This is a genomic window from Moorena sp. SIO3I8 (assembly GCF_010692325.1).
GTDB lineage: Bacteria > Cyanobacteriota > Cyanobacteriia > Cyanobacteriales > Coleofasciculaceae > Moorena.
Window position 1 is genome coordinate 1 of sequence record NZ_JAAHHW010000092.1, and the last position, 25,587, is coordinate 25,587.

The window sequence follows — 25,587 nt, forward strand, 5'->3', positions numbered from 1 at the left end:
TAACGGTAAATGTGCCCATTCCGGTCACGGGCAAGATGCCCATTCCACAGATGCCCATTCCACAGATGCCCATTCCGGTCACGGGCAAGATGCCCATTCCACAGATGCCCATTCCACAGATGCCCATTCCACAGATGCCCATTCCGGTCACGGGCAAGATGCCCATTCCACAGATGCCCATTCCGGTCACGGGCAAGATGCCCATTCCACAGATGCCCATTCTACCTGACTCTTAAAATCATTCCATTATTAAGCAACGCCCCCTACTCCCTACTCCCTACTCCCTATTCCCTAAACTAAAAATGAATTATGCGATCGCGGATTCGCTTACCGCCACTTCCTCATTCTTAGCTGGTAAAGGTGCTGGTTTATTCGTCATAAATTCAGCCAGCTGAGCCTCAATTTGGTCACGAACAATTTGGCGATATTCCAGGAAGTGTTCTGCGTAGGCACAAACCACAAAGAAAGAGCCCACAACTTTCGGTTTCTGCTGAATCAGCTTAAACAGACTATTCCAGAAAGTCCAGCGGGTCTTACGAAGAACCCCTTGTCGCCAGCATATGGTCAGTAGCGCCCGGATAATCACCCAATCGATCGGACGAGATACACCATGCCTTGGTAGACCCAGCTTCATAAAGTAGTTGTAGATGCGGTTTAAAAATCGCTCTGGGTCATACAGAGTCCAAAACGCCTCCACATATTCACGAGCAATTTCTTCCACTGGCCGAGTTGGCACAAAATTGATCAAAGTGGTTTGGTTAATATTAGCCCCACCATCGAGAAGTCGTCCTTCTTTTTCAAGGCGATGCCACAGAGCAGTATTAGGCAATGCCTGCAACATACTAAACAAGGCAATAGGAATCGAGGTTTTCTCAATAAACTGGACAATGCGATCGCCTGCGCCAGGTTTTTCCCCATCAAAGCCCATGATAAACCCTGCCATCACCCTGATACCTGCCTGGGTAATTGCATCCACGGATTCACTCAGAGAATCTCGAGTATTTTGGAACTTTTTTGTCAGGGTAAGGCTGTCTTCATCAGGAGTTTCAATGCCTAAAAAGACCTCTTTAAAATTACAATCGACCATCAGGTCCATCAGTTCTTGGTCTTGAGCCAAATCCACTGAAGCTTCTGTGGTGAAGCTAAAAGGATACTCGTGTTCAGCCATCCAGACTTTCATGGCTTTCAGCAGAATCTTGACATTGCGCTTATTGCCAATAAAGTTGTCATCTACTAGAAAAATCCCCCCTTGGAAATTCAGTTCTAAGAGGCGTTCTAGTTCAGCTAACAACTGCTCGGGAGTTTTGGTGCGGGGTTTGCGACCGTAGAGGACAATAATATCGCAGAATTCGCACTGAAATGGACAGCCCCGAGAGAACTGGATTGCCATGGTGTCATAGGCTTCCAGGTCGAGAAGATCAAAACGGGGGATTGGGGTCTCAGTCACATCCGGCTTCTCACCATTAGCACGGAACACCCCTTTAGTCTCGCCCCGTTCAATCGCTGACACAAACATGGGTAGGGTAATTTCCCCTTCATCCAAAATCAAGTAATCTGCCCCAGCCGCTTCAGGCTCGTGGGGTGAGGTAGTCGGGTAAGGACCACCCACGGCTACCTTTTTCCCACGGCGTTTAGCTTCCTGAATGTGCTCAAGGAAATCTTTTTTCTGGACGATCATACCTGAGATAATCACTATCTCAGCCCAATCCCATTCTGCCTCCGTTACCTCAGATACATTGCGGTCAAGCAGTTTAAAGGACCATGTCTGAGGTAATATCGCCGCTACTGTCACCAAACCTAGGGGTGGCATCAGTGCCTTGTGATTCACCAACTCAATGGTTCTCTCCATTGACCAGAAACTTTTGGGAAACAGAGGATATAGCAGTAAAACTCGCATAAGTAGCACCTGAAACGATAGTTAGGTTTTCCGGAATTGATTTATCCGAATTTATCAATTGATCAAAGCTGGCTTAACTTAACCAGAGTTGGAAAGATGTCGTTGGCGGATTACCTGTCAGCCACTAACTATTAGGTTAGGTAAATATTAGGTAGGTAACGGGGTGGGAGACTATTCCCCAGTTAGTTACTAAGGTTTGCTAATATATATAGTCTGATCCCCGAGTTAATTTCCACTCAATCCGCCAACGGGGTTTGTAATCTGTAAGTTGCCAGTTTTCCCTTAGATTTACCTGTCAGTAGTTATACTTAGCACCGGCCTCAACTGAGAGTTACCCCTTGTTAAGGGATCATCAATAAGCTCAGGTTATGACCGTGTGCAGTATAGTTACTATCAGATAGTTACTCTTAGTTACTCTAAGGGTGATATCTGGGTACTATCGTCCTGCTGGAGCTTTGCTACTTCTTGAGCCAGGGTGTTCACCGTAAAGCGAATTTGCTCCTCCGTATGGTTACAGGTGATAAAGAAGCGCAGGCGGGCAGCATTTTGTGGCACCGACGGGTAGAACATAAACGGGACATTGATACCACGCTTAAACAGATTCTGAGAGAGTTGCACCGACTTCAAGGCATCTCCCACAATAATTGGAATCACCGGAGAATCTTTACTCGTCCCTGTGTTGAGTCCCTGTTTCTGGGCTAATTCCAGGAAAAGTTTAGCTCGCTGGTGCAACAGTGCAACTCGCTCTGGTTCTGCCTTGAGTAGCCTTATGGAAGCCAAGACCGAGGCTGCATTAGGGGGGGCTATGCCAACACTATAGACAAATCCGGGGGAGGTATACTTGAGGTATTCTACCACAGCAGCGCAACCAGCAATATAGCCACCGCAGCTAGCAAATGACTTGCTGAGGGTACCCATCCACAAATCTACATCAGCGGGATCAACCCCACAGAACTCACCAACCCCTCGACCATGTTTGCCCAGTACCCCGATGGAGTGAGCTTCATCTACCATCAGGAAAGCTTTGTGGCGTTTCTTGACTGCAATGAACTGAGGCAAGTCGGGAATGTCACCATCAGTACTGTAAACCCCTTCGATCACAATCAGTACCCGTTGATAGTGGTGACGACGCTCCTGGAGTATTTTCTCCAATGCCTGACAGTCATTATGAGGAAAAGCAATAATGCTCGCTCCCGACAGGATGCATCCCTGTAGAATACTGTTGTGGCTCAGAGAATCATGTAAGATTAGGTCGTTTTTGCCAAATAAGTGACTAATAGTAGTTACGTTAGTAGCATGACCGCCCACATAGACGATACTATCCTCAGTACCAATAAACTCAGCAATTTCTTTTTCGAGCTCTCGATGTAACGGTTTTTCCCCTGACAACAGACGGCTAGCACAGGCGGAGGTACCATAACGATCAATGGCATCCTTTGCTGCTTGAGAAATAACTGGGTCACCACACATCCCCAGATAATTATAAGTGGCATAATTAATCAGTTCTCGGCCACCAATCTGTGTGGTATTGTTTACCACCCGTTCTTGGGGGGTAAAGAAAGGATTGTTGACCCCCAGCGCTTTGATTTCCTCCTGTTGCAATTGCAGTTTGCGGTATTCTGGGTATAGGTGGAAATTATGGTATTCCGGTGGGATATCTTGATTGTCTAGCTTTTCTGCATCTTGATTTGGGATTAGACCGTTTTTGGCCGATAATATATGACCATTCGTTTCCGGTATTGACCTCCTTGACGAGGTTTCTAGGTGAGCTTGTGAGTTTCCTGTTGGTTGTTTAGCAACGTATTCCGCCAAATACTCAGCCAATGCCTCAATATTGTCGTGATCCCATAAAAGGGTTGGGGAAAGCCGATGTCCAAGGAAATTCTCCAGCTCTCCGGATAGGTTGACAGCTTCAATCGAATTCAAACCATAATCGGTAAAATCCCGATGAATATCGATTTCTTGGGCATCCAGCTCAAGTACTTCTGCTAGCTTGGACACTAACCAAGTCGCAATGCTTGATGCTGCTTTAGATAATTTTGGGGAACTGACGGTAGATTTGTGATCACTCGTAACCATAGTGGTCGGTGAGCTTTCTTTCCCGTTCCAGACCTGGTTCAACAATTCCATGTTGCACTCCTTCACCACACTAAAAGATTAGATCACCCAACTCCAGTTACTGGCACTGGGTGATCGTCTGCCCTTACCCCTCCATGACTTTTCGATCATTGAGTCTAGTTGTGAACCTTCAACAGCTAACAATGTTCTAAACAGAGATTATGCCTCTATTTCGGTCTAGTTGTCACTCTTGAAGCCAATGAATTGCTATTTTTGGGGTTGACTTGATGGTTATTTTGCCACGAACTACTAAAACTTGTGAAAAATTCTATCAATCAAGTCAAGTCTACCCTCTTGCGCCGATAGCGTTTGACAGGTAAGCTATTTTTCATCTAAAAATCTGTTTCGTAAGATGCAGATTTTGTTGATTGGGTCTGGTAACCTCGCCTCTAGGCTTGGTATGAGGGGAAACTACGCAAGAATAATGCGCGATCGCATAATGGCAAACCATAAAGCTAAATACTCCAACTTAGTCGATCTCGTGGTCGATAGAGCGCTAAACCAACCTAACCAAATTGCTTACACTTTCCTAGCAGACGGGGAAACAGAATCTGGTCATCTGACCTATCAACAGTTAGATCAACAAGCCAGAGCCATTGCTGCTCAGCTACAGTCTCTAGTTGCCAGGGGCTCCCGTGCCTTATTAGTCTACCCCTATACCGCTGGTTTAGAGTTCATTGCCGCTTTCTTTGGGTGTCTGTATGCCTCAGTTGTAGCAGTGACCGCTAATCCCCCCCGGTCGAAACAGGCTATTGCCCAATTACAGCAGCGGGTCATTTCTTCCCAAGCCACAGTAGCCCTTACTACCACAGACCTCTGGAAAAGAATCCAGCAGCAGTGTGCCTCGAATCCAGAATTAGCCCCAACCTTAACTGAACTGTCCTGGATAGAAACCAACGAAATTTCCCCGTCTCTAGCATCAGACTGGATTGAAACCGAGCGCCCAGATCAGGATAGCTTAGCCTTTCTACAGTACACCTCAGGGTCTACGGGTAAGCCAAAAGGGGTAATGGTGACCCATGGTAATATTCTGTACAACTCAGCCTTGATCTATCAGTGCTTCGAGCATACCCTTAACAGTCAAGGAGTGATCTGGTTACCCTTGTTTCATGATATGGGCTTGATCGGTGGTGTGATCCAGCCCATCTATGGGAGATTTCCCGTTACACTCATGTCACCAGTAGCCTTGATACAGAAACCAGTTTGCTGGCTGCAAGGGATTTCCCGCTATCAAGCCACCACCAGTGGTGGTCCCAATTTTGCCTATGACCTATTGTGTCGCCAGGTCACTCCGGAACAGATGGAAACTCTAGACCTCAGCAGTTGGGAAGTAGCGTTTTCCGGTGCTGAACCGATTCGAGCCGAAACCCTAGAACGGTTTGCCGAGACCTTTGCACCTTGTGGGTTTAGACCAGAAGCATTTTACCCCTGCTACGGTATGGCTGAAACCACATTATTTATTTCCGGGGGATTGAAAGCTAACCCTCCGGTGATTAAGTATGTTGAGCAAGGTGCCCTAGGACAAAATCAGGTGGTAGCTGCTACGAAAGACCAACAGGGAACACAAAGGATTGTCGGCTGTGGTCAGCCCTGGTTAGATGATCACGTGGTAATTGTTGACCCGGAAACCTTAATAGAGTGTCCAGAGAATAAAGTCGGCGAAATTTGGGTATCTGGTTTAGGTGTGGGCAAGGGCTATTGGAATCAACCAGAGGAAACAGAACGGACATTTGGTGCCTATATAAAAGACACCGGCACTGGACCATTTCTGCGCACCGGAGACTTAGGATTCCTACAAGATGGGGAACTTTTTATCACCGGTCGCCTCAAAGAATTGATGATCCTCTGGGGAAACAACCGCTATCCCCAGCATATTGAAGCCACTGTTGAGAAGAGTCATCCAGCCCTGCGACCCAACGCTAGTGCAGCGTTTTCCGTAGATTTAGAAGGGGAAGAACGATTAGTGATTGCTCAAGAGATAAAGCGGAATTACCTTAGACACTTAGTGGTTGATGAAGTAGTGGCAGCCATTCGTCAAGCAGTAGCCCAAGAGCATATTGCTGATGTTTATGGGATTGTGCTGCTCAAAACCGGAAGTATTCCCAAGACCTCTAGTGGGAAGATTAAACGTCGGGAATGTCGGCTGCGATTTCTTGATGGAACTTTAGAAGCAGTAGGTGAATGGCGACAGAGTCAACAACAGCCGCGTAGTATTACCGATCTGTTGAGTCAGTTGAATGTTGGTGGCTCAGAATCCTAACGTTATTATTGGGATGATTTAGGGATCCGTCTAGGAATTGTCATAATTTTTGATGCCATATTACCTACTCCCAGATCCGCTGCTCCCTATTCCCAGATCCGCTGTTCCCTATTCCCTTTGCTATTAAATGTGTTAAAGATTACTAATTACCAGTTACTAATTGCGACCATCACTAGCAATTTATGAATTTTTTTAGCAACCAGTCAAAAAAATAATTATGTATGGTAAAATATACCTCTAAGCGCAGCTAATTTAATTAACTATGAAACGTTATTTAGAGGCTCTTAGGGAAAAAGCCAGAAATTTCCTGATCTATGGTATTGGGAAAACACTTATCTACAAGTTGGAAAAGCTAATTACTAATTATTCATTAATTGGTAATTCAACCTTCTTTGAGCCTGACCAATTTAATTGGGTGGAAGAGTTAGAATCTCAATCGATGAGGATTCGCCAAGAGCTCGATCAAGTCTTGAAATATAGAGATAGTCTACCCACCTTCCAAGATATTTCCCCAGACCAGGGATATTATCTCAGCACAGATAATCGCTGGAAAACCTATGGCTTTTATGGCTATGGAATTAAATCTCAACAAAATTGTAAAAACTGTCCGGAAACCACTCGTATTATCGAAAAAATTCCAGGTATGAAAACGGCCTTTTTTTCAATCCTATTACCTGGTAAGCATATCCCTGAACACAGGGGACCTTATAAAGGGGTAATCAGATGTCTTCTAGGATTACGTGTTCCTGAACCAAAGGAAAATTGTCGGATTCGTGTTGGTAACGACATTCGCTATTGGGAAGAAGGAAAAGCGATGATATTTGATGATACCTTCCCCCATGAGGTATGGAATGAAACCGATGGGATGCGGGTGGTTTTATTTCTAGATATTGTTAGACCCCTCGGTTTTCCTGCTTCATGGATTAATCTATTATTTATTAAACTAATTGCTTGGTCACCCTTCGTTCAAGAGGCTATGAATAATCAGAAGAAATGGGAAGAACGTTTAGATAAGGTGTTTGCTGGCTCTTGAAGAAATAGGGAATAGGGAATAGGGAATAGGGAATAGGGAATAGGGAATAGGGAATAGGGAATAGGGAATAGGGAATAGGGAATAGGGAATAGGGAATAGGGAAGAGGGAAGAGGGAAGAGCGATGCATCGCTTTTATCGTACTTCCTGAATCAAGACTGCAGAGGTAAAAAGAATTTTTTACCTTTTCTTTGTTACCTTTTCTTTCTTTCCTGCTCCCTACGAGGTACACAGGTTTTTTACCCTCTTACCTTTGATATCCTAAATCTGCAGGCTATGAGCAGAAGGGTTAAAACTTATTAATTAAGGCTTCTTTATTCTAAGGTTTCGTCTCCTATAAGGACGGGGCTTTAAACCCAAATTTTTTGGTAAAACTTCGCTGGCGCGATAGTGGGACAATCGAGAGGCTGAAAGCTAAAACACATATTATAACAGCTGGAGCCATCGGTAGCCCAGTAATCTTAATCAAATCTGGCTTAACGGGTCGTAGTGGTCAGGTTGGCAGAAATTATATGTACCATTTCGGTGCTTTGGCGGCTGGGTTGTTTAGCAAACCTACCGGTGGGGCAGATACCTTCATCAAGCAGTTAGGGTTCACGGATCTTTATTTTGGTTCAGCGGATTTTCCCCATAAGCTCGGGTATTCCCAAACCGTGCCAATCCCTGGGCATCTGAGCATACAAGAAAATTTACCGGTACCAATTCCAGATGCGATCGCAAAATTCCTACTCAAACGGATGCTGGCGATGACAGGATTTGTCGAAGACTTGCCCCAACCGGAAAATAGGGTAGAGGTTAGCAACACAGGAGCGATCCATCTATTCCACAAATTTCATCCTTACGATATTTACCGCTCCCGTTACTATATGCGCCAGCTCAAGAAAGTGATGGGCCATGCTGGGGTAGTATTCATGTTTGGTGCCACCGGGGATAAAGATGATCGCCAGACAGCCCATCAAGTGGGCACCACACGTTTTGGTAGCGATCCCAAAACATCAGTGCTTGACCCATACTGCCGTTTGCACGATCATGACAATGTATTTGTTGTGGATGGTGGATTTATGCCAACCTCGTTGGGGGTTAGTCCTGCTTTAACCATTGTAGCTAATGCACTGCGAGTGGCAGATTATATTAACGAGACTTGTTAGCATGAAAACTGTTGTAATCACAGGAATTTCCGGCACCCTCGGCAGTGCGTTAGGTCAAGAGTACATCAATCGTGGTTGGCAAGTAGTCGGTGTCACCCGTCAAGAAACCCTCGAAGGTAACTTTTTCAATACATTGTGTGTGTCTCAACAACAAACCCTTGAGGATGCCCAAAAGTTGCTTGAGTATGACCCCGATGTGATTATCCTGAATGCAGGACAAATCGAAACTGAGGTAGGGGATGGAGGAGTGCCACTGGTTGAGATAGTAGAATCGATGAACCGTGTTAACTACAGTTGGCCAGCATTGGTAGCCCTCGAAGCAGCCAAGCTAAAGCGCGAGCGACCCCTAGATGTTGTTGCTATTGGTTCCATCGCAGATGGTAGCCCTTCTTGTTTTGGTCCACTCTATCATTCTGGTAAAATCCCTTTGCACTATTACTGGTCAGGTGTTGGACCAATCGTTTACCACGCCAGCAATCATCAAATTCCCATGAGGCTTTACCGTCCTGGTGTGATCAGCGGTCCCTTGGCTTGGGCACCAGTGAACCGTCTCAATCAAAAAGGTTATAAAATCCGAGCCAACCGAGTCAATTCTGCTCCTCCTGCTGAAAAAGTGGCTAAGACAATCGCCAGCTGGATTGAGAAAAACCAAGAATGGGTGGGAACTTATGATGAGCCTTTTAGCTTTAAAATATTCAAATACGTCTCCTCTTTGCTTTGTTCCCCAATTTATTTAACAAACTACAGTTGTTTGGATGGCATCGGTGCAGCAAATTAGTCTAACTATGAAATAGGTAATTTCGGTAAGAATGTCGGAAGTGTGGGAATGGGAATGATTGTTAATAATTGATGTATTATTTACCAAATGTATGTTAAAAATTAATTCCAGTAAAATAAATTATTGTTACTCGAAGCTCCTAACCTAAAAATCCTAAATTGGAGCATAGTTGGTTATGTCGGAATTAGGCTAAAGTAATGATTTTAAATGTTTTGTGTAAGTTGTTTTGTGTAAGTTGTTGAGTGCAGGGGTAAAAGGTGTCACAAACTATTCTCCAAGCAGCCACATTAGTTGATATCCTGCGCTACAGAGCAGTTAACCAGCCAGATGCGATCGCATATACCTTTTTGGTGGATGGAGAAACCGAACAGGTCAGTCTGACTTACCAAGAGTTGGAGCAAAAAGCCCAAGCGATCGCGTTCCACCTGCAATCAATATATTCCCCAGGAGAAACTGCCCTACTACTGTATCCTCCTGGTCTAGACTATATTTGTGCATTTTTCGGGTGTCTGTACGCTGGGGTTGTAGCTGTCCCCGCTTATCCTCCTAGACCCAACCGCTCCCTTGTCCGTGTTCAGGCAATTGTCAAGGATTCCCTGGCAAGGGTAGCCCTAACTACCCAAGCAATCCTGTCTAATTTAGAGCGACGGTTTACTCAAGCTCCAGAACTGAAGACACTGCACTGGCTAGCCACAGAAAACATCAACGGCAACTTAGCTCAATCATGGCAGCAACCAGCTATAGATGGTAGCACCCTAGCTTTTCTCCAATACACCTCTGGTTCAACCGCTGCCCCGAAGGGAGTGATGATTAGCCACAGCAATCTAGTCCATAATTCAGGTGCTATCTATCAGTATTTTGAGCACACCGACCAGAGCAGTGTGGTAAGTTGGTTGCCGATGTACCATGACATGGGTCTGATTGGTGGCATACTCCAACCTCTATACGGCGGTTTTCCAGCTACTCTCATGTCCCCCTTGATGTTTTTGCAAAGTCCGATCCGCTGGTTAAAAGCAATTTCCAACTATCGAGCCACCAGCAGTGGAGGACCAAACTTTGGTTACGACTTATGCGATCGCAAAATCAAGCCGGAACAACTAACAAACTTGGATTTGAGTAGTTGGGACATTGCCTTTAACGGAGCTGAGCCCATTAACTCGGCCATTTTAGAGCGGTTTGCCACAAAGTTTGAGTCCTGTGGCTTCCGCCGAGAAGCATTCTACCCTTGCTATGGCATGGCTGAAGCCACCTTAATGGTTTCTGGTGGTATCAAAAGTGCCCCAATTGTCTTAAAAACAGTTGAGGGGGCAGCACTGGAGCAAAATCAGGTTGTCCCAGCTAGTGTTGATCAAGAAGGTACCCTTACTCTGGTAGGCTGTGGTCAAAGCCTGCCAGACCAGCAGATTGTAATTGTCCATCCTGAAACCTTGACCCCATGTGAACCAGGACAAGTGGGAGAAATTTGGGTATCAGGACCAAGCATTGCCCAAGGTTACTGGAATCAACCGGCAACAACAAAACACAACTTTGGCGTAACCCTAGCACCGATGGGGGAAAAGCCATTTCTACGCACCGGTGACTTGGGATTCATGCTCGATGGTGAATTATTTATTACTGGTCGTCTGAAGGATCTGATCATTATCAATGGTCGTAACCACTATCCCCAAGATATTGAATGGACCGTAGAAAACACCCACTCCTTGCTCAGACCCACTTGTTCGGCAGGATTTTCCGTGAATATTGCTGGAGAGGAACAGTTAGTAGTGATTGCTGAGGTAGAACGTAGCTATTGGAAATCTACTCGGCTAGCTACTTCTGATCCTGGCAATGGCGCGAAAGACCATGCCCTTGATACCAAGGAGTTAATCCGGTTAATCCGACGAGCAGTCTTACAACATCACGATTTGCAGGTTCATACTGCTCTGTTGCTCAAACCAGGTACTATTCCCAAGACCTCTAGTGGTAAGATTCAGCGTCATGCCTGTCGCCAGAGTTTTCTAGCGGGAACTCTGGCTGTTATAAATGATGGGGATTAGGCTATTGGCTTTAGGCACCCTTAACCATTAAGATAACACCTTGCCCTAAGCCTCAAAACTTCCTGAACAGACTCGCTTCAGGTGGAATGAGAATTATAGCAGTCGAAGTAAAGGTTAACAGATGTTTATGTTGCCTGTTCCCTTGACACCGGAGATGATATATTATGTCCTAAAGTATACTTTCCTTGAGAGAATTTAACAATTTTGTAACAATTTCGGATAGAATAAGGCATCAGTGGCCTTCGTTGGTAGTTGCAGTAAATAGCTTATGTCGGAGAATTCGTGGTCAGAAAAAGCGCCAAGCCAAGAGCTGAACCAACTTGGCTCTATGCTGTCTAACTTGTCAGAGGAAGAGTTTGAAACTAGCTTATTTTTTCATGGACTAGAAGGACGCCGACGCAAAGCAGCTTTAGTGTTAACCATAGTGTGGTGCATAACCATAGCACTGCATTTGGTGTCTTGGGGGATCTGGGTGAGCTTGGGCTTAACAACGATATTAGGAATTCATTGCCTACGGTTCTTGCTGGCTCGACCGTTAAAAACCCCTCAACCCTTTTTAGATGAGGAGAAAGACGATTTTCCCTTTGTGTCTCTGGTAGTAGCAGCAAAAAATGAAGAAAGTGTCATCAGTAATTTAGTTAAGTCTCTATGTCAATTAGACTACCCGAAAAATCAGTATGAACTGTGGGTAATTGACGATCACAGTACTGACCAAACACCAGAAATCTTAGATAAGTTAGCAGCAACATACGACCAGTTGAAGGTACTGCACCGGAGTGCTAATGCCGGGGGAGGGAAATCAGGAGCACTCAATCAGGTACTTGGTTTAACGAAAGGCGAGATTGTAGCAGTATTTGATGCAGATGCTAAAGTTCCCAAAGATATGCTAAGGCGGGTGTTGCCGTTATTTAATAACCCGCGAGTGGGAGCAGTGCAGGTCAGAAAAGCGATCGCAAATGCAGCACTGAATTTTTGGACACGAGGGCAAATGGCAGAAATGGCTCTCGACAGTTATTTCCAACAGCAACGTATAGCAGTGGGTGGGATTGCTGAATTGCGGGGCAATGGTCAGTTTGTCCGACGTTGCGCACTACAGCGTTGCGGTGCCTGGAATGAAGAAACCATCACCGACGACTTAGATTTAACCATTCGCCTACACCTGGATCAGTGGGATATTGGCTTTCTCAATTGCCCGCCAGTAGAAGAAGAAGGAGTCACCAGTGCGATCGCACTCTGGCATCAACGGAACCGTTGGGCAGAAGGAGGGTACCAGCGCTATCTAGATTACTGGCGTTTAATTGTAAGTAACCGCCTAGGTTTGCGGAAAACTCTAGATTTATTTACCTACTTGATCATCCAGTACTTTTTGCCCACTGCTGCTGTACCAGACTGTTTGATGGCTATTGCCCGTAACCGTCTACCTATTTTTAGCCCCATTACTGGGCTAACTGTCACCGTATCAGTGATTGGGATGTTTGTTGGGCTGCGCCGCACCAATCAAAATCGACGATTAGGTGTTTCTAACCTGTTGGTTCCTCTATTGCAGACCTTGAGGGGAAATCTTTATCTATTGCACTGGATGGTGGTGATGGCCGCTACAACCGCTCGGATGTCTGTGCGTCCTAAACGGTTGAAATGGGTGAAAACAGTCCATAGAGGTGGTAGCGAAGAATGGAGAATGAAGAATGAAGAATGAAGAATGGAGAATGGAGAATGGAGAATGGAGAATGGAGAATGGAGAATAGAGAATAGAGAATGGATAATTATTAATACTAAAATGGTGAATTCCCAATTCTTAATTCTTAATTCTTAATTCTTAATTCTTAATTCTTAATTCCTCATAAAAATTCAACAGCTGTTTAGCTAACGCCTTATTCGTATACTGCTCCATTGCCCGTGCATAACCCAAATCTCCTAATTTTTCAGCCAATTCTGGTTGCTTGATTAGCTGCTGTAAACAATGTCGTAACTCGGACTCATCTTTTTCAGGAAACACCAACCCAGCATCCCCAATCACATAGGGAATTTCTCCAGAATCCGAACCAATTACTGGTACTTTAGATGCCATCGCCTCAATCAGCACATGACCAAACTGTTCCTTCCAACCTACACTAGTTAAGGTTTTAAACTTATAATTAGTCTCTGATGGTAGCACCAGAGTATTCATCACATTAATATAACGAGGTACCTCATCATGGGGAACACTCTCAAGCCAAATCAGTTGGTCTTTAATTCCCCACTCTGCCGCGTTTTCCATCAATATCGGCTTGAGGGGACCACGCCCTAGTAGCAGCAACTTCCACTGCATCCCAGATAACCCAGCTAGGGCTTTACCTAAAGTCAGTAATCCCTTCTCCTCTACAAACCGTCCCACAAATCCCACCACAAAGTCATCGGGTTGAATTCCCAACTGCTGTTTTAACTCTGGCTGAGGTTGGGGACGAAACAGGCTTTCATCTACCCCCAATTGGGGCATTACTTTAGCTGGTCCGTTATAACCATGTTGTCGCAGGATTTCTACCCCATCCTGATTCCCACAAATCAATCCATCGGTATGGCGCAGGTTATACCCTTCCAACACAGACACCGGAAATTTTACCTCGTAGGGCAGATTCCACCAAGTAAAAAATAAGTTTTTTGCCTTCAATCCTAATAGCTTATTCAGGGTAATAAATTGAGCATAACCTAATGCCTTAGCTCCCTGTTCCACTTGAATAATATTGGGGCGAAACTGTTTCAATAAAGGGATAATATCTAGCCCAAATGTCAGCAGTCCCTGATTATTTTCACTAAAGTTAGACACTGGTACCACCCGAAATGAACCTTCCTCACGGGGTTGGGTTTCAATGATGCGATTTTGGACACCACCAGGACGCCAGCGCCGGGGAACCACCACAGTTACCTCAATGTTAGGTTCTAAGTGAGCGAGTGTTCGTAACTTCTCGCAGTTAAGGTCAACAATATAGGAGTGGCTAGCAACTAAGATTTTCATAGGTAATTTTTTTACAGTTAACGGTCTAGCCGAGTATAAATTTGACCATCATCCCAGATAGATTTGATGCGTGTACCAAGTGCTTTGAAAAAACCCAACATGTAGAAACCAGCACGGCTAATAATTTTGATCGGGGAACCACTTTTATTACAAGGAGGATTTCCTAAGACGTGGCAATCAAATAGACGACCAAACAGCCGTAGCTGTTCACTAAGGGTAAGATTTTTCATCCCCATCAAGAAATGGTTGTGATAAAAGGTCAACTGATACTCAAGCGATCGCGTACTAATATCATGACACCCCCCAGTTTCTTCCCCTAAATGGACTAAATAAGCATCTGGGTCATACCAAATTTGATAACCAGTACGGCGAAATCGCAAACAAAAATCCGACTCCTCACGAACCGCACTCCCCCGGAACTGTTCATCAAAGTGCAGCCCATACTTCGTAAAAATCTCCCGGCGGAAAGACATATTGCAGCCTCGGGCTGAGATAACCCGTTGGGGCTTAACGGTATGGACTAAGTCTATGTAATACCATGCAATCCCAGGGTCCATCGCCTCCTTAGGCAAGTCCTCAATAGTGTAAGAGGGAGTGGGGGAATCTGCTGCTGCTCCTTTCTCCGCTAGCTTCATCCGGTCAAATACTCGTCCTGCCACTGCCCCAATCTCTGGGGATTGTTCATAGTTACGAGCATGAGCAGTTAAATACCCCGGTGGCATCTTGATATCATCATCGATAAACACAATAATGTCCCCGGATGCCCGCCTTACCCCATAATTTCTTGCCCCAGGTAAACTCGCCCAATCAACCCGGAACCAGCGAATCTTACCAGCATTAGCCAGCTGCTCTAAATAAGATTGAATCTCTGGTTTGTGGGTTCGAGTTTGATCGACAACCAGTACTTCAAAAGCAGGGTAGTCTTGCTTCAGGACATCTTCCAAGGTATCCCGCAAAGGGTCTTCCCGTCCGTAAGTAGGGATAATTACAGAAATCATTGTCGTTGTTTTTAGTACTTTGTCCTTAAGCATTTAACTGCTGATAATGCCGACAATCGATAACAGTTTAAGTGACATGCTATCCTTAGACATCCGTGGTTTTATGGAAAGTTCGAGAATTCTTAAGCTAATAGGTAAAACCAATACCAGCATAGTACAGGGAACAGTTATCCGTGCAGACCTGTTGAAAAAACCGTTTGTCGTTTGCCTTTGCCCTTTTGCCGTTTTCCTTTTCCCTTTTTCGATGCCTTCATACCTCGTTTCTTTTTAGGTTGAGGCTCGTTTGCCTGTGCTGCCTCTAGTTTCTCTAGTTCCTCTTGTTCTTGGCGATTGATTTCGGGCAACTTGAGCACAACACCAGTAATCAACCAATAATAGACTGCCACTGGATCTACATCCAAGGGATAGTAATAGGTTTGGTAGCTAATAAACAAAATAAGTACCCAATAGCTGGCACCGATACTCCGCAAATCCTTGTTTTTCACTGAGCGGTAAGCCTTGAAGGTAAGTACAGTAATCGCAGTTACAAATACTAGAAAAGTCAGCAGCCCCAGCGGACCAACTTCATGCATCACTTTGGGAAACCAAGTTTCTACCAAACTGGTTTTACCGAAAACACGAGCAGAGTTAGTCGCTCGTCCTAATCCCAGACCAATTAATGAGCCTCTGAGTCTATGCCAGGTAAAAGCAAATTGATTAAGGATAAAATCATCCGCTGGTGCAGCTTCCCAACGACCGATCAAACTATCTATCCGTTCCTGAACTACTTCAGGAAAAGCAGTTGCAGCAATTCCCAATAAAAGTCCTAATCCCCCCAAAATAGGTAAAAATCGTTTAAGGTTAGTGACTTGACCCGTTAAAACCAGCAAGATTAAAGTTACGGTTGGCACCAAAGCCAGAGCAATCCGCTGACCAGAGACTACTGCCAGAACAAAAACCGATGCCATGGCACCTAAACCAACACTTCGCCAACGAGCTGAGGGGTCGCTGAAAGCAGTAGCAAAGCTAAAAAAGGCATTAGAAATCAGGAACCAGCCCCACTGCCAAGGGGCAACAAAGGTTCCCGGTAAGCGGATTTGTCCCACTTGAGGACTATACAATAAAGACCCACCCACAAAACATCTAGCATCTAGGGAAGCTTTGAATAAGGCAGCCCCGTGTCTGAATTGGGTTCCAGCGCATCTACCAGTTTTGAGCATCATGTACTGAATAAAGGCAAGGCTACAGCAAATAATAGCCAGAACTGTGAACATCCTTGAGAGGAATAGTAATTCTTTCTTGCTACGTATCAGGTAGTAGGCACAAAAGATTAAGGGAATGTATCCCAAAAAAACTTTCAAACCCAAAATTCCCATCAGTATCGGCTGTCCATCTTCGCAGGTTATACCTCTACGCATCCCTGGTAGATCTGAACAAGGGGGAAGTAGTTGCTGGGAGCCATTAGCAAACAAAAGTGTCAGCAAACTTGATGCGCACACAATGCCTAAGGGTAGCATTAGGGATTTGGCTACGATGATCGGTTTTCTTTCCTGCTTACACTGCTGTAATAGACCAATCAAAGCAGGGATATAGATACCATCTTTAGCCAGCTGAAGCAGTGGACTATTGCCAATGGAGTAAATGATTGTGCCACTAAAAGGCATATAGATCAGGAATGCCCAAAGTGCTTTGCGAGGATATTTATAGGACAGAACCAGACAAGGCAGACCAGCTACTGCAGCTGCACCAGCTTTAGGATCAACCACCAGAGCCAGCAACACCCCGATAATCGCTCCAAAAGCTGCTGTCATAGTGATGATTTGGATGACTTCTTTACGCGCCCGTTGCGCTCGGCGTTTTTGAGCTAACTGTTGCTTCAGATTTAAGGTTGTGGTCTCAGATGGCGTTTTCCCTTTCTTTGATGACTTAGATTTTGACCGACCTTTGACCATGGCAGAACCATCCCATTGTCTATCGATGTTATTATTTATTAATTTGGCATGTTCAAGTTGAAATTGGTGTTTGCGCGATGATCAAGCCAGCTTGTACAAGCCAAATTCATCACAAATTGATTTGCTCAACGCCTTTCGATTGAAGATGTTAAAGGATAATCTGTCTTCATTTGCTGATATATTCTCACCAGTACCAAGGATATAAACACTACCAGAAAAGGGTAATGGTTTTAGAGGGGTTCCCTTGTTGGCAAGAATATTTTTTACTTTCTCATGATCAATATAAAACTTGTAGTATCCATAACCGCGATTGTATTCAGGTTTCTCAGGTAACTCTAATAAATCCCATCTAATAATATTCGCTGTACCCGACATTCTATAGAATTGTTTTCGTTTTAAATACAAACAATCTTCTCCATCTCGATACTTATAACCTCTATTAATAAACCAGCCATTTCCCTGAGGATTTTGCCTAACAAATTCCGCTAACTGTTTGCTAACACAATCATCGGCATCGACATTCATAACATGAGTTGGGTCAAATCGACGAGCATAGGTTGATCCTGTTAAAAGCTTACGTCCTTTATCTGTATTTCCTCTAAGCCTCTGGGTTTGCTCTTTGGGAGTAGGATAATCAACCTCAAGATAAATGATATGGGGATGACTGAATGTAATCTGTGGCTTTTCATTACAAACAACAATTACTCTAAATTCCGATGATGTTTGATTACATACTGATTTTATACACCGTTCAAATAATTTAGATACATGTTCCCAAGACTTGGAAACATTTCGACTCTTGAGTGGAATTACGAAAACTAGCATGATTAACCTATCTTGATAGAAAAACAAGGTAAAAAACTCCCATTAATTTGACTAATTGAGCCAAAGTAACGGGAGTTTTAATGTTAGGGTGAGGTTGCCATGGCGTTATTGGAACCTTGCAAAGAATCAAGCATTTCGTCAGCTATAAGCTAACCAAAATACTGCCAATAGTTTCCTATGCACCCCTATTAAGTATTAAGTTCAGGGTTTTTAACCCTTTTTCCTGACCCTTTCCACCGATCTGGTTTTTGACCGTAGATGGGCAAGCAGTTCTCCTCAAGAGAGACTCAGATCAGGGTTGATGATTTACCGTAAACCATAAACCGTCAACCGTCAACCGTCAACCGTCAACACAACCCGATCACTGAAACGATCTAAGTTAACAAAGATACCAGTTAACGAGACAAATATTCTGAGCAGTTGCTAGAAACATTTTGGTCAATCAGTTAGCTAAATATCGCTCAACGACATTAACTAACTCTGATGTCCAGTGGTGAGCAAGTTTAGAATTGGCCGCTTCGACCATCACCCGGATCACGGGTTCAGTACCAGAAGCACGAACCAGAATTCGACCTTGGTCTCCCATGGCTGCTTCCCCTTTTGCGATCGCATTCGTGATCGCCTCACACTCTTGCCATCCACGTCGGCGTTCTCGGTCTTCTACCCTGACATTACGCAGCAGTTGGGGATAAGTCTGGAAACTTTGGTCTACTAACTGCCCTAAGGTCATCCCAGATTCATGCACCAAAGAAGCTATATGTAAAGCAGTTAACATGCCATCCCCAGTCAGACCATAATGGTGACAGATGATATGTCCCGATTGCTCACCCCCTAGCATAGCTCCAGTTTGGAGCATTTTAGCTTGGACATGCTGATCTCCGACCGCTGTCCGTAGGAATTTACCCCCCAACTGCTTCCAGGCTCGTTCAAATCCTAAATTTGCCATTACCGTTGCGACCATTAGGTCTTCTGGTAGCTTTTGGGCAGCACGTAAGGTTTGACCCCAAAAATAGAGGATATAATCTCCATTGATCTCCCGACCGTGGGCATCTACTGCCATCAATCGGTCTGCATCACCATCAAACGCAAACCCAAGATCTGCTTGGTATTCTTTTACCGCAGCTTTGAGGGGTTCGAGGTGAGTCGAGCCACAATTGACATTAATGCGATCGCCATCTGCCTGGTCATGTAAGCAAATGACTTGTGCCCCCAACTGCTCAAATACTTGTCCTGAGAGTCGCACTGCTGCCCCCCAAGCCAAATCCAGCACAATCTTCATCCCTTGTAAATTCGTCACTCCTTTCAGAGGACAATGAAGTGCTGCGGCATAATCGGTGACCAACCCTGGGCGATAGTGATACTTCCCTTGGGTTTTACTCACTACACCCTGATCAGTAAAACCCCTCAATCCAGCTTCTATATGCTTTTGCAGCTCCTGAGATAGCTTAGTGCCTTTCCCGCTAAAAAACTTAATCCCATTGTCTTCTGGAGGATTATGACTAGCGGAAATCATCACACCCCCGATGGCACTTGTAGCACTGCACAGGTAGGCAACACCGGGAGTGGGACATAATCCCAGGTGCCAAACCTCTAGACCTGCTGTAGTCAGCCCCTTAGCTAAGGCTGTTGCCAACATATCACTAGAGTTGCGCGAATCCTGCCCCAAAATCACCGGTCCTGGTACAGCTGAGTATTCCTGTAACACCAGACCAGCCCAGAAACCCACTTGTAAAGCCAAATCTTCACTGAGCAATGTTCCTGCTCGTCCCCGAATGCCATCGGTACCGAATAATGGGGTTGTCGGTAGAGTTAGGGGTTGCCAAGGTAACCTGACATTGGGGCAGTTCATTGGCTGATTCTTGGATGAGAACTCAGCACTATTCCATCCCTGGATACGGACAGGGGATGTAACCATAATTTCAATTTCCTCACATTACACACTCACTGTGGAGAATAACACTTTATTTTGCTTTGGTAGATATTCATCAATACATCCAACCCATAGTTGTGATCCCATACATGCTTGTGATCAGATTATGATCCAAGTACATTCAGATTATGATCCAAGTACATATAGCCCTGTGAGCGCTTTGGCCAGAGTTTATCAAAGATTTACTCAACCATTGACTAACTAGATCAAACTAGATTTACCCCTGTTAGGCTTCTGGCAAGACTTTATCAAAATTAACTAACTAAATCCAAATACACTTAGCTCCCAAGGGCCTTCGGGCAAAACTTTACCAAAATTTACGTTCCTCGGTTGGAACTTAGCAGCCACCACCTGGCAATGATCCTGAATTAAACACCAGCATTCTCCAACAACTTTTCCATAGTTTCCAAACTCAGTCCTTGGTGAAGATAACGAGGAGACTGTGGATTATAGGGAGCAGCCACTCGATCTATGCTAATGATCTTTGCCTGTGGTGGTAAGACCGCTACATCTGGGTCAAAGGATGTCGGGCGCATTAAAGAACTGGAAAAACCTTTAAAAATAGCAATTTGATCCTGTTCACCAGCGATCTGTGCGGTAACGATCAATACTTCTTTTGGGCGTTTGATGGTGTATTGCTCTAGACGCCTACCAATGGAATCCATCATCTGTGAGTTGTCAGTTGTTAGTTTTTAGTTGTGGCGTTGCCTATTAGCAGGATATGATAAACGGTTTAGCTTTATCGTACTGGTGGTGACCATAAAATCTGATCTAGCGCTTTGCCTGTAGGTTAAGTAGAATTCCGAATCCGTTAATCAATCTTTATTTTGGTAAGTATTCAGCTATCAGGCTATGCGCTACCGGCACGCTACGGGAATGGCTGACGGCTGACGGCTGACCGCTGAGTGCTGTTCGCGCAGCGTGCGCGAGCGCCCATAGGCTTACCTCCTTTGAACCAAGACTCCCCCGGCATAAGCGCCGTGGGGAGTCTCAAAGAAGATGCTACTGCCCTAAAAAATCCCAAGCCAAAACCCATGTCATGGTTCAATAGCTGATCGTCCTTGTTTGCCGAGTCGAAACAGAACAAAATAGCTTAAGTAAAGGACATAAAAGAATAATCCCACCATTCCCATAAAACCCAAAAATCCAGGGGTATAACCAGCATGGAAATACTGTTTGAATAACAAAGGCGGCTGCCTCAACACCTGACAAAATCCAGATGTGATTGCTCCTGGGACAAAGGCACAACGTAGAAATGGAATACTGGCAATTGTCCCCAGAGTACAGTAAATAGTCATTGCCCAACGCCAAGATGTCAGTGCTAGCTTCAAGGGAGTAGCTGGTCTATCATCAATCTCCTCATTCAAGTCAATCCAAAACCAGAGGGAGATCGGGATTAGAATACGGGAGCTCAAAGCAGACACATAAGCAATCGGCCAACCGACAATCAACAAGTAAACTGTAATCGCTAGGAGACTGGAAACACGCCAATAGATAATCAACAGCCGTACCATCGCATCTGCTTTCTGGAAAAATGCCCAAATTAGCAGCATCAAGGGGATAAATACTGTGAACAGAACTGCCAAACGGTAGTCCATCCAAACCAGTAATTGAATAATTTCATCTTGCATTGCTTGTTGCCGAAATGACCTTGATCTATGTTATTTCACCAATGCCCATACTGGAAATCTAGAAACAAAGCCAAGGAAAGCATCAGGCCAGTAACGCCACCAAAAAGGGTAGCAGGAGGAAACCATCATAGCGGTGCAACCAGTGGCGAATTAAATTCGCCAACGAAAAGCGCACCGGGGGATTCCCTCCTGCTACCCTTATGCAGAGTATTTGGCAGAACAATCCTAGAGTCTAGTCGTCATATACCCGGCACTCAGCTGCGTCAGGATTATCATCACAGTACTGCTCAAGGGAGTTTTTGGGCTCGGTATTTTGCCGCTGATGGGAAGCCTCTGCTTGTAGTTCTTCTACGTTATCCCAAGCTACTGCACATTCTGCTGAAGACGCCCCTTCAGTATCACAAACGGCTCTAGCTTGTTCACGCTCTTGGTCTATTTTCTCTTGTAATTCGCTCATCTGTCTTTCGCTTTTATAACTTGATTATGTCTATTTTTATTTTGCTGATAGGATGGGTAGTAGTCACCAACCGCGCTTAGCAAAATTGTTAACGATAGGAGGCTTAATAACTAGTAATTTCGTTGACAAGCCGACTTAGTTGCTTAGGTTTTGTGCAACTCCTATCAGGGGTAAGGTTTGCCGGACTTCGTCCCGCTTCCGGGAACGGCAGCGATGCAGCGCCGACCTGCGGGGGTTTCCCCCATGAGCGACTGCATCAAGACAATGTTGTAAAGGGTGGTTGGGCTAGCAGCACATGTTTCCCTCACCTTAACTACTAGGGACATTAACTACTAGGGACAGGGCTACGAACTGGCGGTGATTCGTAGGTGTCGTGACCATTACAACCAGCGGACTAATGTCCATTACCTGCATCTTAGCTAGGAAATTCTGGATTAACCAGAAATTACCAGGGAATTAACTAAGAGCGCTACAATTAGCTACTCTAATTTCTTAGGTTAAAGCAAAAGACATGCTATAACACAAATTTGTTCTTTATTTTTTAAGGTTCTCCCAATTTTCCCTTACCCCCTAATCGCTTACACCACTTATATAACTCTTAACCCATTCCCCTTTTAATCGACAGATCTTGACATAGCGGTGCGACAATCATGGGAATTTAATTCTTAATGGGTCAAGGGCACCCGGCTAACTTAATAGGGTGGTTGGGGTGGAAGTCACCTTTAGCCATTACCCTTCTTACCATGGCTGATTTGAGGAAGGACTTCGAGTTAGAGGAACTGCGAATTTAAGGGATCCTGTCTGATTTATCCCTCTATATTAGGAATTGTTACCCTTAAATTGCAGTAGAGGGGATGGCTAATATGGCAACGATTGATGGTTAGGCAGATCTAGGGAGATTTCTTAAGGAGCCGCGCGCCTTAAGAAAAACAGTTTCTAACCGCGCTAACGCGCTTCTTTGGATAAACACTAACTTAGATTACGTTATATTAATTTTAGTGTCCCACAACAAATCCTCTGGTCATTATCAGGTAAGGCTTAGTGGAAGTCTGTGGTAATTCACCGTTATCATAAAACCTTGAGGAGTGGCCAATCCCCTCAATAGGGAATGGTATCGGGAGTGAAATAGGTAGAATAGATGGCTAATGTGATCAAGTGGGCAAATGCTCTATCAACCCGTGCATCATTAGAAGCGGCAGTGGCCGAAGTGGCAGACTGCCTTGAAAAGTCCTTGCCTTCAAAAGCAGATTTGGGTCTGGTGTTCATCTCATCTGCCTATGCCAGTGAGTATCCTCGCCTCATCCCCCTGCTCCAGGAACGATTGTCTTTACCCGTGCTGATTGGTTGTGGTGGGAGTGGCATCATTGGGATGAACACCAATGGGTTACCTGTGGAAGTTGAGGGAGTACCAGCCCTAAGCCTCAGCCTAGCCTGTTTGCCTGATGTTAGTGTCCAGAGCTTTCATATCTCTGGAGATGCCTTGCCAGATTTGGATAGTCCTCCTGATGCTTGGGTGGACTTGATTGGCATTTCCCCCCAAGAGCAGCCCCAGTTTATTTTATTCTCTGACCCCTCGTCATCTAAAATTAATGATTTGCTCCAAGGGTTGGATTATGCTTATCCAGGGTCAGTCAAGGTAGGAGGAGTGGCTAGTGGTAGCTCTATGATGGTTAAGAATGGCTTGTTTTGCCTGAAAGACCAGACCCAAGTGGCAAAGTCTCTTTACCATGAAGGAACTGTGGGGGTTGCTCTAAGCGGCAATATTCTATTAGAAACCATTGTTGCTCAAGGCTGTCGTCCTATCGGTCAAACCTATCAGGTGACTAAAGCAGACCAGAATATCCTGCTGGAATTGACAGCCCTTGAGCCAGGCAAGATCACCACCGCTGAGCCAGCATCCCATCCCCCATTAATGGTGTTGCGCGAGTTAATCCAAAGTATGGATGAGGCAGACCGTAAGCTGGCACAACATTCACTCTTTGTGGGAGTTGCCCGAGATGAGTTTAAACAACAGTTGGATCCCGGAGACTTTCTGATCCGCAATCTGTTAGGTGTAGATCCGAGGATTGGTGCGATCGCTATTGCTGATCGGATTCGACCCGGTCAACGTATTCAGTTCCACCTCAGAGATGCTCAAACTTCAGAGGAAGACTTGGCACTTCTTCTTGAGGACTATCAAAAGAAAACTAACACCACTCAAGCTGCTGGTGCTTTGATGTTTTCCTGTTTGGGGCGAGGAGAAGGGCTTTACGGTAAACCTAATTTTGATTCCCAAATGTTCCACCGTTACATCAAGGATATTCAGCTAGCGGGCTTCTTCTGTAACGGGGAAATTGGACCAGTAGGCAGTAGTACGTTTTTGCACGGCTTCACCTCAGTTTTTGGGATTTTCCGTGCTAAACAGTAACAATACAGAATTAAGGATGAAGAATTAAGAATTAAGAATGAAGAATGAAGAATGAACTAATTCTAAATTCTAAATTCTAAATTCTAAATTCTAAATTCTAAATTCTAAATTCTAAATTCTAAATTCTGGGCAATCAGTAACTACCTGAGTACTGACATAGCTTTAACTAGATGATTGTTATATTATTGTTCTACTCCCTTTGACTCCCCAGCATTAAGCTGAGTTCGTAAGCGCACAGAGTCAGCGTGAGATGGTAGACCTTCTGCTTCAGCAAGAGTCTCAATAGCACCAGCCACTTTATGGAGGGCTCGGTCGGAATACTGAATCAAACTGGAGTGCTTCATAAAGGTTTCCACACCTAAGGCAGAAGCATAACGAGCAGCACCTGAAGTTGGTAGGGTGTGATTTGGTCCAGCTAAGTAATCACCTACTGCTTCAGGGGTTGACTTACCCAAGAAAATTGCCCCAGCGTGGTGGATATAGTCTAGTAAGTCCCAAGGTTGGGTAATTTCTAGTTCTAAGTGCTCTGGAGCAAACTCATCAGACAGTTGTGCTGCCACTTCTAAAGAATCAACAACAACGATTAGACCATAGTGAGCGATCGCTTTTTCTGTCAACAGGCGTCGTGGATGGTCTTTTAGTTGCTGCTGCACTTGCACCTGCACTTGTTTGGCTAATTGAGCATCAGTGGTCAGGAGAATTGCTGCTGCCATTGGGTCATGTTCTGCCTGAGCCAATAGATCGACAGCCACATGAACTGGATTAGCTCCCTGATCTGCAATAATTAATACCTCAGAAGGACCAGCCAGGGAGTCAATCCCTACAATACCGTAAACCAGTTTCTTGGCTAGGGTTACGTAAATGTTCCCCGGACCGCTAATCACATCCACATTGGGAATGGTTTCGGTCCCAAAGGCTAAGGCTGCTATTGCTTGGGCACCACCTACCCGGTAAATCTCATCAATACCAGCTTCCTGAGCAGCCACAAGCACAGCCGGATTAATGCTTTGATCAGGTCTTGGTGGGGTGACCATTACAATTTTTTTAACCTGAGCTACCTTGGCTGGAATAGCATTCATTAACACAGTACTGGGATAGGACGCCCTACCTCCAGGAACATATAGTCCAGCCTTATCTACAGGAGAATT

20 protein-coding genes and 1 pseudogene are annotated in these 25,587 nt (G+C 44.9%); 8 read left to right on the top strand and 13 right to left on the bottom strand.

Annotation, left to right across the window (positions count from 1 at the left end):
- Window positions 1–229, top strand: a pseudogene (locus F6K51_RS26365) (hypothetical protein); the annotation flags it as partial.
- Between the two features lie 78 nt (window positions 230–307).
- On the opposite strand, the gene F6K51_RS26370 reads toward F6K51_RS26365, so the two are convergent.
- The gene (locus tag F6K51_RS26370) at window positions 308–1,897 is read right to left on the bottom strand and encodes a B12-binding domain-containing radical SAM protein (RefSeq protein ID WP_293025710.1); all 1,590 of its coding nucleotides are present in this window, start codon (window positions 1,895–1,897) and stop codon (window positions 308–310) included.
- Window positions 1,898–2,308: 411 nt separating this feature from the next.
- A complete protein-coding gene (locus F6K51_RS26375; protein ID WP_293025712.1) occupies window positions 2,309–4,027 on the bottom strand; it encodes an aminotransferase class I/II-fold pyridoxal phosphate-dependent enzyme in 1,719 nt (572 codons plus the stop codon).
- Between the two features lie 412 nt (window positions 4,028–4,439).
- On the opposite strand from F6K51_RS26375, the gene F6K51_RS26380 reads away from it, so the two are divergent.
- Together F6K51_RS26380 and F6K51_RS26385 are read left to right on the top strand one after the other, a co-directional pair.
- Complete coding sequence (locus tag F6K51_RS26380) at window positions 4,440–6,275, top strand: fatty acyl-AMP ligase (RefSeq protein ID WP_293025714.1); 1,836 nt, start codon at window positions 4,440–4,442, stop codon at window positions 6,273–6,275.
- Window positions 6,276–6,537: 262 nt separating this feature from the next.
- Window positions 6,538–7,308, top strand: a complete 771-nt coding sequence (locus F6K51_RS26385; RefSeq protein WP_293025716.1) for an aspartyl/asparaginyl beta-hydroxylase domain-containing protein — start codon at window positions 6,538–6,540, stop codon at window positions 7,306–7,308.
- Here F6K51_RS26385 and F6K51_RS26390 read toward each other — a convergent pair.
- Entirely contained in the window at window positions 7,260–7,436 is a 177-nt protein-coding gene (locus F6K51_RS26390; protein WP_293025718.1) for a hypothetical protein, read from the bottom strand. The genes F6K51_RS26385 and F6K51_RS26390 overlap by 49 nt on opposite strands.
- 235 nt (window positions 7,437–7,671) lie before the next feature.
- Between F6K51_RS26390 and F6K51_RS26395 the strand changes: the two genes are divergently transcribed.
- The 4 genes from F6K51_RS26395 (at window position 7,672) to F6K51_RS26410 (ending at window position 12,964) form a co-directional block, all read left to right on the top strand.
- Complete coding sequence (locus F6K51_RS26395) at window positions 7,672–8,454, top strand: GMC oxidoreductase (RefSeq protein WP_293025720.1); 783 nt, start codon at window positions 7,672–7,674, stop codon at window positions 8,452–8,454.
- 1 nt (window position 8,455) lies between these two features.
- Window positions 8,456–9,232, top strand: a complete 777-nt coding sequence (locus F6K51_RS26400; RefSeq protein WP_293025722.1) for an NAD-dependent epimerase/dehydratase family protein — start codon at window positions 8,456–8,458, stop codon at window positions 9,230–9,232.
- Window positions 9,233–9,489: 257 nt separating this feature from the next.
- Window positions 9,490–11,268, top strand: coding sequence for a fatty acyl-AMP ligase (locus F6K51_RS26405; RefSeq protein ID WP_293025724.1), 1,779 nt, complete (start codon window positions 9,490–9,492; stop codon window positions 11,266–11,268).
- A 268-nt stretch (window positions 11,269–11,536) separates the two neighbouring features.
- Window positions 11,537–12,964, top strand: coding sequence for a glycosyltransferase family 2 protein (locus tag F6K51_RS26410; protein ID WP_293025726.1), 1,428 nt, complete (start codon window positions 11,537–11,539; stop codon window positions 12,962–12,964).
- A gap of 120 nt (window positions 12,965–13,084) precedes the next feature.
- Here the strand turns inward: F6K51_RS26410 and hpsO are convergent, their stop codons facing one another.
- The 9 genes from hpsO to F6K51_RS26455 all read right to left on the bottom strand — a co-directional run bounded on the left by hpsO (window position 13,085) and on the right by F6K51_RS26455 (window position 22,032).
- The gene (hpsO, locus tag F6K51_RS26415) at window positions 13,085–14,260 is read right to left on the bottom strand and encodes a hormogonium polysaccharide biosynthesis glycosyltransferase HpsO (RefSeq protein WP_293025728.1); all 1,176 of its coding nucleotides are present in this window, start codon (window positions 14,258–14,260) and stop codon (window positions 13,085–13,087) included.
- 17 nt (window positions 14,261–14,277) lie between these two features.
- Entirely contained in the window at window positions 14,278–15,258 is a 981-nt protein-coding gene (gene hpsN / locus F6K51_RS26420; RefSeq protein ID WP_293025730.1) for a hormogonium polysaccharide biosynthesis glycosyltransferase HpsN, read from the bottom strand.
- Window positions 15,259–15,425: 167 nt separating this feature from the next.
- Window positions 15,426–17,189, bottom strand: a complete 1,764-nt coding sequence (hpsL, locus tag F6K51_RS26425) for a hormogonium polysaccharide biosynthesis protein HpsL (protein WP_293025732.1) — start codon at window positions 17,187–17,189, stop codon at window positions 15,426–15,428.
- A gap of 81 nt (window positions 17,190–17,270) precedes the next feature.
- On the bottom strand, window positions 17,271–18,014 hold the full coding sequence (locus F6K51_RS26430) for a glycosyltransferase family 2 protein (RefSeq protein ID WP_293025734.1): 744 nt from the start codon (window positions 18,012–18,014) through the stop codon (window positions 17,271–17,273).
- A 442-nt stretch (window positions 18,015–18,456) separates the two neighbouring features.
- Window positions 18,457–19,929, bottom strand: a complete 1,473-nt coding sequence (gene glmM, locus F6K51_RS26435; protein ID WP_293025736.1) for a phosphoglucosamine mutase — start codon at window positions 19,927–19,929, stop codon at window positions 18,457–18,459.
- Window positions 19,930–20,312: 383 nt separating this feature from the next.
- Window positions 20,313–20,612, bottom strand: a complete 300-nt coding sequence (locus tag F6K51_RS26440) for a hypothetical protein (protein ID WP_293025738.1) — start codon at window positions 20,610–20,612, stop codon at window positions 20,313–20,315.
- 200 nt (window positions 20,613–20,812) lie between these two features.
- Window positions 20,813–20,992, bottom strand: a complete 180-nt coding sequence (locus F6K51_RS26445) for a hypothetical protein (RefSeq protein ID WP_293025740.1) — start codon at window positions 20,990–20,992, stop codon at window positions 20,813–20,815.
- Window positions 20,982–21,575: a DUF3177 family protein gene (locus F6K51_RS26450; protein WP_293025742.1), complete on the bottom strand. Its 594-nt coding sequence runs from the start codon at window positions 21,573–21,575 to the stop codon at window positions 20,982–20,984. Before F6K51_RS26450 ends, F6K51_RS26445 begins: the two co-directional genes overlap by 11 nt.
- 232 nt (window positions 21,576–21,807) lie before the next feature.
- A complete protein-coding gene (locus tag F6K51_RS26455; RefSeq protein WP_293025744.1) occupies window positions 21,808–22,032 on the bottom strand; it encodes a Calvin cycle protein CP12 in 225 nt (74 codons plus the stop codon).
- A 1,138-nt stretch (window positions 22,033–23,170) separates the two neighbouring features.
- On the opposite strand from F6K51_RS26455, the gene F6K51_RS26460 reads away from it, so the two are divergent.
- Window positions 23,171–24,439, top strand: coding sequence for an FIST N-terminal domain-containing protein (locus tag F6K51_RS26460; protein ID WP_293025746.1), 1,269 nt, complete (start codon window positions 23,171–23,173; stop codon window positions 24,437–24,439).
- A 182-nt stretch (window positions 24,440–24,621) separates the two neighbouring features.
- Here the strand turns inward: F6K51_RS26460 and hisD are convergent.
- On the bottom strand, window positions 24,622–25,587 hold a 966-nt coding region (gene hisD, locus F6K51_RS26465), incomplete at its 5' end, for a histidinol dehydrogenase (RefSeq protein WP_293025748.1).